This window comes from Streptomyces xiaopingdaonensis (genome assembly GCF_000262345.1).
Classification (GTDB): Bacteria; Actinomycetota; Actinomycetes; order Streptomycetales; family Streptomycetaceae; genus Streptomyces; species Streptomyces xiaopingdaonensis.
On sequence record NZ_AJTQ01000195.1, the window covers coordinates 1 to 9,780 of the forward strand.

General features: G+C 72.8%; 9 protein-coding genes. 4 read left to right on the forward strand and 5 right to left on the reverse strand.

The annotated features are described in order from the left end of the window. A partial coding sequence (gene rsgA, locus UWG_RS30155) for a GTPase RsgA (RefSeq protein ID WP_016908206.1) occupies positions 1 to 748 on the reverse strand: 748 nt, incomplete at its 3' end. Positions 749 to 1,524: 776 nt separating this feature from the next. On the opposite strand from rsgA, the gene UWG_RS0115865 reads away from it, so the two are divergent. Beyond that, positions 1,525 to 2,187, forward strand: a complete 663-nt coding sequence (locus tag UWG_RS0115865) for a DUF4232 domain-containing protein (protein ID WP_016908207.1) — start codon at positions 1,525 to 1,527, stop codon at positions 2,185 to 2,187. Between the two features lie 90 nt (positions 2,188 to 2,277). Here the strand turns inward: UWG_RS0115865 and UWG_RS0115870 are convergent, their stop codons facing one another. Beyond that, the gene (locus UWG_RS0115870; protein WP_016908208.1) at positions 2,278 to 2,880 is read right to left on the reverse strand and encodes a response regulator transcription factor; all 603 of its coding nucleotides are present in this window, start codon (positions 2,878 to 2,880) and stop codon (positions 2,278 to 2,280) included. Beyond that, positions 2,877 to 4,082, reverse strand: a complete 1,206-nt coding sequence (locus UWG_RS0115875) for a sensor histidine kinase (RefSeq protein ID WP_016908209.1) — start codon at positions 4,080 to 4,082, stop codon at positions 2,877 to 2,879. Before UWG_RS0115875 ends, UWG_RS0115870 begins: the two co-directional genes overlap by 4 nt. A 165-nt stretch (positions 4,083 to 4,247) precedes the next feature. On the opposite strand from UWG_RS0115875, the gene UWG_RS0115880 reads away from it, so the two are divergent. Then, positions 4,248 to 5,132: an ABC transporter ATP-binding protein gene (locus tag UWG_RS0115880; RefSeq protein WP_016908210.1), complete on the forward strand. Its 885-nt coding sequence runs from the start codon at positions 4,248 to 4,250 to the stop codon at positions 5,130 to 5,132. 47 nt (positions 5,133 to 5,179) lie between these two features. Beyond that, positions 5,180 to 5,896, forward strand: a complete 717-nt coding sequence (locus tag UWG_RS0115885) for an ABC transporter permease (RefSeq protein WP_016908211.1) — start codon at positions 5,180 to 5,182, stop codon at positions 5,894 to 5,896. A 130-nt stretch (positions 5,897 to 6,026) separates the two neighbouring features. Here the strand turns inward: UWG_RS0115885 and UWG_RS0115890 are convergent, their stop codons facing one another. Then, positions 6,027 to 7,163 (reverse strand): YihY/virulence factor BrkB family protein, encoded by a 1,137-nt coding sequence (locus tag UWG_RS0115890; RefSeq protein WP_050988587.1) that lies wholly within the window; start codon positions 7,161 to 7,163, stop codon positions 6,027 to 6,029. Between the two features lie 151 nt (positions 7,164 to 7,314). On the opposite strand from UWG_RS0115890, the gene UWG_RS0115895 reads away from it, so the two are divergent. Continuing rightward, entirely contained in the window at positions 7,315 to 8,976 is a 1,662-nt protein-coding gene (locus UWG_RS0115895) for an acyl-CoA dehydrogenase family protein (RefSeq protein WP_016908213.1), read from the forward strand. Between the two features lie 9 nt (positions 8,977 to 8,985). Here UWG_RS0115895 and UWG_RS30160 read toward each other — a convergent pair. Further along, a partial coding sequence (locus UWG_RS30160) for an FAD-dependent oxidoreductase (RefSeq protein WP_016908214.1) occupies positions 8,986 to 9,780 on the reverse strand: 795 nt, incomplete at its 5' end.

A 9,780-nucleotide genomic window follows, 5' to 3' on the forward strand; every position in this document is an offset into this window, starting at 1 on the left:
GTCCCTTTCCGTCGACGGCCCGTACGGCGCCGACCTCTTGGGCCTCCTCGCCGAGGAGCGCGTTGGCGAGCGTCGACTTGCCCGCGCCCGACTGCCCGAGGAGCACCGAGGTACCGCCGGCGACGACGGCCGTGAGCACCTCGATCCCTTCGCCGGACTCGGCGCTGGCGGCGAGGACTTCGACACCGGGCAGGCCCTCCGCCGTCTCGCTCCTGAGTACGTCGACGACGCCGGGGTCCAGGAGGTCCGCCTTGGTGAGCACGACGAGCGGCTGGGCTCCGCCGGCCCAGGCGAGGGCGACGAACCGCTCCAGACGGGCGAGGTCGGGGTCCCGCTCAAGGCTGGCGAGGACGACGGCGTGGTCGACGTTGGCCGCGAGGACCTGCCCCTCGGAGCGGTTGGAGGAGGCGGAGCGGAGGAAGGCGGTGCGCCGCGGCAACAGCGCCCGGACGACGGGCTGTTGGCCGCCGGGCACCTCGCCGAGCGCGACCCAGTCGCCCGTGCAGGGGAGGCCCTCGTCCGGCGCCGCGGCGGTGACCTGGCCCGTGACGCCGAAGGCGGTGCAGCGGTTGCGGTCGACCCGGAGGATGCGCGCGGGGGCGAGGCCCTCGTCCTCGTACGGCGCGAAGGCGTCGGCCCACTCGGCGTCCCAGCCGTAGCGGTGGAGCGGCGCGTAGGGGTCGGAGGCCGGGGTGGCGGCGGGCGGGAGCGAGGACGGGCGCGGGAAGGAGGAAGCGGAGGAGGACAAGGCGACGACCCTTCGTGGGGCAGCACCGGTGGCGCGCTCGGGCGCGGCTCGACCGGTCAGCCGGCGGCTGCGGAGGTGGACGTGACATGGATTCGGATGCGGGCAGCGCCCGGCGCAACGACGGTCATCGGTCGACACCTCCCCACTTCGGCACGGACGAGAGCAGCGGTGCGACCGCTGCGGGAACCGACGCTAGCCGCCGGGTCCCGCGGCGTGCCACTTCTTTTTCGGCGGACGGGGACGCGCCCGAGGGTCCGGGTCGGCGGCAGCCGGACCAGGCGGCGCCGGGGCAGGTCCGTTCGCCGTCGACGGAGGCGCAGGGCCGCGCGGCCGGGGCTGGGCGGCCGCCTCGGGGCTGCCCGACGGGCAGGCGCGAGGACGGCGTCGAGGGTCGGAGCGTCGGCGTGCGGCAGGGGTCGCGAGGAGCCGCCCCCGTATACGACAGGACAAGTACCGGCAGGTCACGGGCGTGTCTCAGGAGGCCGGAGGTTCGTTGGCACGAAGCGGGGGACACGGAACCGGAGTCGGACCGTGCACGGCCCCGCGGCTCCGCGAGCTGCCGTGCCCCATCGTCAAGGGCCCGGAGTGGGCCCGGGCGGAGGTGTGCCGAGCGCCGTGGAGGGCGTGCCGGTGGTGCGTCGGCGTCCGGGGCCGCCAAGTCGGCTGTAACAGCCACGTATTAGAGGCCGGGTCCGTGGAACGTTCTGCGGGCTCCTCGTGGTCCAAGTGATCAGAAAGGCTCGCCGAGCGGGCACAACGATCACAAGGAGAAACCGATGCGCGCCCAGAAGCTGGCCATCGCCGCCGTCGCCCTCGCCGCCGGCCTCTCGCTCACCGCCTGCCAGGGAGAGGACGACGCGAGTGCGAACGACTCCTCGGCGTCCTCCTCCTCGTCCGGCTCCTCCTCGTCCGGGTCCTCCTCGTCCGACTCCTCCTCGGACAACGGAGACTCCGGCGGCGACAGCGCCTCCGCGGACGGCGAATCGACGAAGACGGAGTCCGGCACCGGCGGCAGCTCCTCGGACGACGGGAAGGCGCGCCCCGGCTACGCCACCTGCCGGACCTCCCAGCTCGACATGAGCGTCAACGGCGGCATGGGCGAGGGCGACCGGGTGGTGAGCCTGGAGAACACCGCCTCGACCGCCTGCGCGCTCAAGGGCTTCCCCGGCGTCGACCTCAAGGGCAAGGACGGCACGTTCAGCGCCAACCGCAGCGACCGCAAGGCACCCATGGTCCTCGTCAAGCCCAACGAGAAGACCCGCTTCACGCTCCACACCCCGCGGAACGACACCGGGGGCTCGGGCGTCGACATCACCGAGATCGTCGTCACGCCGCCCAACGAGACCCACTCGAAGACGCTGTCGACGCGGATCAACCTGCCCGTCAGCGACACCGCCACCGACGACATCCGCGTCGACCCCGTGGGCACGGGCAAGTGACCGCATGCGCCGGCGACTTATGCGCCCGGCCCGCTCGCGGCCGCCCCGCCGGGGCGCCGAGGGCGGGCCGACGGGCGTGCAGGGTCGCCGCTACAGCCAGTCGTGTTCCCGCGCGTACCGCGCCGCCTCGTGCCGGGTCCGCGTCTGGGTCTTCTGCATCGTGTTGGAGAGGTAGTTGCGTACCGTGCCCTGCGCCAGGTGGAGTTGGGCGGCGATGTCGGCGACCGAGTAGCCCTCGCCCGTCGCCCGGAGGACGTCGATCTCGCGGTCGGTGAGCGGGCAGTCGTCGATGACGGCGCGCGCGGAGACCTCCGGGTCGATCCACCGCCTGCCCTCGTGGAGGGCGGCGATGACCGACGCGATGTGCGCCGGTTCGGCGGACTTGCTGACGAACCCCTGCACCTTGAGCTTCAGCGCCTTGCGCAGCACCCCGGGGCGTGCGTGCCGGGTCAGCATGAGGATCACCTGCTCCGGGCCGGCACGGCGGATCGCGGAGACGGCGTCGAGCCCGTCCATGCCCGGCATCTCCAGGTCGACGACGAGCACGTCGGGGCGGTGGTGGAGGGTGGCCTGCACGGCCGACGCCCCGTCCTCCGCTTCGGCGAGCACGGTGATCTCGCCTTCGTGGGGGAGCAACGAGGCGAGTGCCTTGCGCAGGAGGGCCTCGTCGTCGGCGAGCACCACGGTGGTCATCGGTCGTCCTTCCGTGTCGCGACGGCTTCGGTGCGGGGGAACTCGGCGGCGGTCAGGAACCGTCCGTCCTCCTGCTCGACCGTGAGCACGCCTCCGTCGCCCGCCACCCGGTCCCTGAGCGCCGAGAGTCCCCTCAACTCGGGCGGCGAGCCCTCCCGTACGCCGTCGTTGACGATTTCGATGCCGGACCCGGAGAGGGTGATCCGCACCTGGCCGGCCTGCGCGTGCCGCAGGATGTTGGTCGTCGTCTCCCGCAGGACCTGGCCGAGCAACTCGCCCACCCCGCTGTCGACTTCGCCCCTGCGTTCGACGGTGACGTCGATCTCTGCCGCCGTGAACAGGTTCTTCGCGTTCTCCAGCTCCGCCGACAGGTTGAGGCGCCGCTGCGCGTGGGCGAGCTCCTTGGTCCGGGTGAGGGTGTCGCCGACCAGGGCGTGGATCTCCCGCAGCTCCTCCTCGGCCCGTCCGGCGTCGCTGTGCACGAGCTTCTGGGCGAGCGCCGCCTTCAGCTTCACCACGTGGAGCGTGTGGCCCTGGATGTCGTGCAGGTCGCTGGCGAAGCGCACGCGCTCGCGTACGACGGCCAACTCCGCGTCGCGCTCCCGCGCTTCCTCCACCTGCGCGGTGAGGCGCGAGACGAGCTGGTTGAGCCCGGTGAGCACGACCGCCGCCGACGCGGTACCCGGCGCGACCACGAGGTACTGGACGAGGAGGTTCCCGATGTCGCCGCCGACGAGCACTGCCCGCGCCACGACGACCGAGGCGGCGAAGGCAACCGTTCCCGCCACCAACTTCGCGCGGTGCTGCGGCAGTTGGTGGTAGGCGACGGTGGTGGTGGCCGCCAAGCCGTAGGACGCCGCCGCGATGTTGCTCACCAGCACGGCGAAGATCCACACGGTCGCGGTGACGGCGAGGCACGGCAGCGCGGCGCGGGGCGCACGGTCCGCCGCCCACTGCGAGACGGCGACCAGCGCAGCCGCCGTGCCCGAGGCGAGAAGGACCGCCTCCCACCAGCTCTCCGAATTCTGCGCCACCAGCAGCGCCCCCACGGCGACGAGCGAAGCGGTCACGAAGCTGTGGTTGAGCGTACGGAGCTGCCCGTGGGGCTCCTCGCCCGCATCGTCCCCGTCCATGGCCCACTCGCCCTCCGGCTGCTGCACGCCGGAGCCGGAGGTCGGAAGGCGCGGGGAGATGGTGTCCATGTGCGGTCTCCGAGGTGGGGCGGAAGGCTTCGCCCTCAGTATCGTGCCCTGCCCCCGGGGCTACCAGTGACACTGCGTCACTGTCCAGGGGGCTGCGATGTCACGGCTGGGTGCTGACACGGCCGCACTGCCGCGAGGCGGGCGCCAGAGGCTGTACTCGACGGCATGACCACCACACCCGTCATCGACGTCGACCGACTCAACCTCACGTACGGCGACTTCCACGCCGTGCGGGACCTCTCCTTCCAGGTGCGCAAGGGCGAGCTCTACGCCCTCCTCGGCACCAACGGCGCGGGGAAGACCTCGACCCTGGAGACGATCGAGGGCCACCGCGTCGCCGCTTCCGGCACCGTCCGGGTCTTCGGGCGGGACCCGCGCGACCGCGGCGCCGTCCGCCCGCGGATGGGCATCATGCTCCAGGAGAGCGGCTTCTCCCCCGACTTGACGGTGCGGGAGTCCGTGCGGCTCGTCGGGCGGCTCACCCGGCGCACGGACGACGTCGCACGCGTACTCGACGTCGTCGACCTCACCCGCAAGGCCGGCACCAAGGTCGCCCAGCTCTCCGGCGGCGAGAAGCGCCGCCTCGACTTCGCCACCGCGGTGTACGGAACGCCGGAGCTGATCTTCCTCGACGAGCCGACGACCGGCCTCGACATCCAGTCGCGGGACGCCCTCTGGGACACCGTGGACGCGCTGCGCGAAGCCGGGTCCACGATCGTCCTCACCACCCACTACCTGGAGGAGGCCCAGCAGCGCGCGGACCGCATCGGGCTCATGCACAAGGGCGCCTTCCACCGGGAGGGCACCGTCCGGGAGTTGACGCAGACGCTCCCCGCCGAGATCCGCTTCTCGCTGCCCGACCCCGCACCGGCGCCTCCGCTCCACGCCGTGCGGGAGAGCGACGGGTCCTTCCTCGTCGAGACCTTCGGCCTCCAGAAGGACCTGCACCTCCTTCTCGGCTGGGCCCACGACCACGCCGTCGAACTGCGGGAGTTGCGCGCCGGACCGACCCGGCTCGACGACGTCTTCCGCTCCATCGGCAGCGACTAGTACGCGCCGAACCCGTTCTCCGCACCCTCCACGACAAGGATTCCGCCATGCTGTCGATCGCCCTCGGCGAGCTGATCCAGATCTTCCGGAACCGGCTGGTTCTGGTCACCATGTTCGTCCTCCCCGTCGCGTCGAGCGCCGGGTACATCTACCTCCACGACACCGTTCCCGGGCTCGGGCTCGGCGGCGTCGCCGCGGTGCTGCTCTTCCTCGTCGTTGCGATGGGGCTCTACACGACGACGGTCACCACGCTCGCCTCCCGGCGGCAGAACCTCTTCCTCAAGCGGCTGCGCTCCACGGCGGCGAGCGACTCCGAGATCCTCACCGGACTGCTGCTGCCGGTGACCGTCATCACGCTGGTCCAGGTGGTGGCGATCCTCGTCGTACTCGCCGTCGTCGCCGGCGGGCCGACCAACCTCTTCCTGCTGACGGCTGCCGTTCTCGCGTCCGTGGTGATGATGCTCGGCCTGGGCCTCGCCACAGCCGGGCTGACCAACTCCCCCGAGCACGCCCAGGTGACGACGATGCCGCTCCTGATCGGCACGCTGGCCGTCGCCGGCTGGGTGGGGTTCAGCGGCGCCGAGGACATGACCCTGCTCAAGCGGGCGCTCCCCGGCGGCTCCGCGAGCGAACTGGTCGTCAACGCCTGGGACGGCGGCGTCCCGTTCGCGGACTCGCTCCCCCTCCTCGCCCCCACGCTGGGCTGGGTCGTGGCCGCCGTCGCGCTGGCCTCCCGGATCTTCCGCTGGGAGCCGCGCCGGTGACGGGTACCGACGCGGGGCCCTGCAGGCACAGGGCAGTTGCGCCGACGGGACCGGCCGGGGCCTGCGCGCCGTGCAGGCACCGTCCGGTCCGGCGGCGCGACTGCCCGCCCCTGGCCGGGCGTTCGGCGCTTCAACGCCTGCCGCGCGGCCTGATACGTCCCCGTATGTCGGCGGGCGGCAGGAACTTCGGCCACCGCTCGGGGAACTCGGCCGGCGGCGCCTCCACGTTCTCGCTCTCCTCCGCCCCCTCTCCCTCGGCACCGCGCATCGCGCGCCGCGCCTCGACCGCCGCGACGACCTCGGCGGCCGCCGCCTCCCGTTCGCGCTCCTTCGCGTGCCTCGCCGCCGCGGTGGCGACGGACGGCCGGACCCGGTCGATGGCGGCGTTCACCGCGGCCCCGACGAGGACGGCGAAGGCGGAGACGCCGATCCACAGCAGTACCGCGACGGGCGCGGCGAGCGAGCCGTAGATGCTCGGCCCCTCCACGGTGCTGGCGAGGTAGAGCCGCAGCAGGAAGCTCCCCAGGATCCACATCAGCAGCGCGACGAGCGCACCCGGGATGTCCTCGCGCCAGGGCGAGCGGACGGGGACCGAGACGTGGTAGAGCGTCGTGAGGAAGACGACGGAGAGCAGCACGACCGTCGGCCAGTAGACGACGCTCACCAACCACTGCGCGTCGGGCAGCAGCCGCGCCGCCGCCTCGGGACCCGCGACCATCAGCGGCAGCGCCACGGCGCCGATCACCAGCGCCACGAGGTAGAGGACGAAGGCGAGAACGCGGGTGTGCACGATCCCGCGGTGTCCGTCGAGTCCATACATCACGGTGATGGTGTCGACGAAGACGTTGACGGCGCGCGAACCCGACCAGAGCGCGAGCGCGAAGCCGATGGAGATCACGTCCGGCCTGCCGCCGCGGATGATGTCGTCGATCAGGGGGCGCGCGAGCTGGTCGACGCCCTTGTCGGAGAGGACCGTCGCGGAGGCGTCGAGGAAGTTGCGGCGGATGGAGTCGATCGTGTCGACGCCGATCCAGGTGTCGAGGTAGCCGAGGAGGCCGACGAGGCCGAGGAGGAGCGGCGGGATGGAGATGAGCGTGAAGAACGCGGCCTCCGCCGCCAGGCCGAGCACCCGGTACTCCATACAGGAGTTGACGGTGTCCTTCAGCAGGAGCCAGGCCGTGCGTCCCTTGGGCACGTCCCGGTACTTCACATGCACCTGCGAGGGCTGCCTCGCAGGACGTTCGGGGGTCTCGTCGGCTCCGTGCACGCTCATAACGTATCTGGCCCGCCGAACCCGGATCGTCACGCGACCGCCCGGAAGGCGCCCCGCCCTGCGCGCGACGCCGGCCCGCGCGCCTGCTCGCGGCCACCGCCGTACGCTCCTTCCGCTGCTACGCGCCGGTAATTACCGTGTGCCTATGGCAGCCGCGACGCACACCGTGACCAACCAGCCCCCGCCCCTCGTCGACCACGACGTCTTCACCGCCGACCGGGCGCTCCGCGAGGGCGTCGAGCGCCACCTCCCGCCCGAGCACGCCGGAGCCGCCGCCGACGAACTGAGCGCGCTCGGGCGGCGGGCCGGCTCCGCACAGGCACAGGAGTGGGGCGCGCAGGCCAACGACAACCCGCCGGTGCTCCGCACGCACGACAGGTACGGCCACCGCATCGACGAGGTCGACTTCCACCCCGCCTGGCACCGCCTGATGGAGGAGGCCGTCGGCGCGGGGCTCACCGACCCCTGGTCGCGCCCGCACGGGCAACTCCTGCGCACCGCCGGGTTCTTCGTGTGGACGCAGGTCGAGGCGGGCCACGGCTGCCCCGTCTCGATGACGCACGCGGCGGTGCCCGCGCTCCGCAGGGAGCCCGAACTCGCCGCCGTGTGGGAGCCGTTGCTCGCCTCCCGCACCTACCGGCCGGGGCTCGACGTCCCGGCGACGGCGAAGCCGGGCGCCCTCGCCGGAATGGGCATGACGGAGAAGCAGGGCGGCAGCGACGTACGGGCCAACGCCACCCGGGCCCGACCGGCGGGCGGCGAGGGCGAGTTCACCCTCACGGGCCACAAGTGGTTCTGCTCGGCACCGATGTCGGACGCCTTCCTCGTCCTCGCGCAGACCGAGGACGGCGGCGGCCGTCCCACCTGCTTCCTCGTACCGCGCGTACTCCCCGACGGCTCCCGCAACACCTTCCGCATCCAGCGCCTCAAGGAGAAGCTGGGCAACCGCTCCAACGCGTCGAGCGAGGTCGAGTTCGACGGCACCACCTGGGCGCGCCGCGTCGGCGAGGAGGCGCGCGGCGTCTCCACCATCATCGAGATGGTCGCGGCCACCCGGCTCGACTGCGTCACCGGCTCCGCGGCACTGATGCGGCAGGCCGTCGCGCAGGCGAGCCACCACGCGGCGCACCGCACCGCCTTCGGCAAGCTCCTCGCCGACCAACCGCTGATGCAGAACGTCCTCGCCGACCTCGCCCTGGAGTCGGAGGCGGCGACGGCCCTCACCCTGCGGCTCGCCGCCGCCTACGACGCCGCCGCGGCCGGCGACGAGCAGGAGCGCGGGCTGCTGCGCATCGCGGTCCCCGCGGCGAAGTACTGGGTCACCAAGCGCTGCACCCCCACGGTGGCCGAGGCCCTCGAATGCCTCGGCGGCAACGGCTACGTCGAGGAGTCGGGCATGCCCCGGCTGCTGCGCGAGTCCCCGCTCAACTCCCTCTGGGAGGGCTCGGGCAACGTCCAGGCCCTCGACGTACTGCGCGCCCTCCAACGCGAGCCGCAGGGCTTCGACGCGTTCCTCCGCGAGATCGGCACCGCACGCGGCACCGACCACCGCCTCGACGCCGCGATCAAGGAACTCCTCACCCAACTCGGCGACTTGGAGGGCATCGAGACGAAGGCGAGGCGCCTCACCGAACAGATGGCCCTGGTCCTCCAGGGCTCCCTCCTCGTGCGCTACGCACCCCCCGAGGTGGCCGACGCCTTCTGCGCGTCGCGTCTCGGGGGCGATTGGGGTACGGCTTTCGGCACGTTGCCGTACGGGGTCGATCTGGCGGGGGTTGCGGGGCGGGTGGGGGCTGGGGTGGGGTGACGCCTTGCCTCACCCCGTGAAGCGCGCCGGGTCGGTGAACCCGGCGTCGCAGTACGGCTCTTCGCCATGGACGTACTGCGCGAGGAGCTCTCCGACACCTGCCGCGCGCTTGAACCCATGGCCGGTGTCGCCGCCCGCGACGAGGAGGTTCGGGGCGTGCGGAAGGGGGCCGAGGAGGAACTGGCCGTCGGGCGAGTCGGTGACGACGCAGGGGTCGGTCCGCACCGGGTGCGGGACGAGTCCGGGGAAGGCAGTGGCGATGCGGGGCGCCAACCGCCGTGCGGCGGCGTCGAGTCGGCCGTCGTCCGGTTGCCAGGGGAACGGTGTGTCGTCGACGAGCCCGGCCACGCCCACCTTGACGTCGTGTCCCCCTTGCGCGTCCGAGCCGTGGCCCCAGAGGTGGTCGCCGTCCGGGCGCTCCCAGACGAACGCGGGGAACCGCGGGAGCGTGAAGGCGTCCGAGGCCGGGTCGGCGGCGCGGAACCAGGTGAGCGGTGTCGGGCGCGGCACGAGCGGGAGTTCGGGGACGAGCGCGGGGAGGCCGGCGCCCGTTGCGAGCACCGCCTTGCCCGCGCGGACCTCGCCCGCCGAGGTGTGCAGGGTGACGCCGCCCGCGTCCGGCTCGACCGCGAGAACCTCGGTGCGGGTACGGACCTCGGCGCCGAGACGCCGCGCCTCCGCGACGGAGGCGCATACGGCGCGCTCCGGGTAGCAGAGGCCGGCCTCCGGGTCCCACACTCCGACGTCTCGCCGGCCGACACCGGCGAACTGCGGAAACTCCCGCCGCAGAGCGGCGGGGTCGAG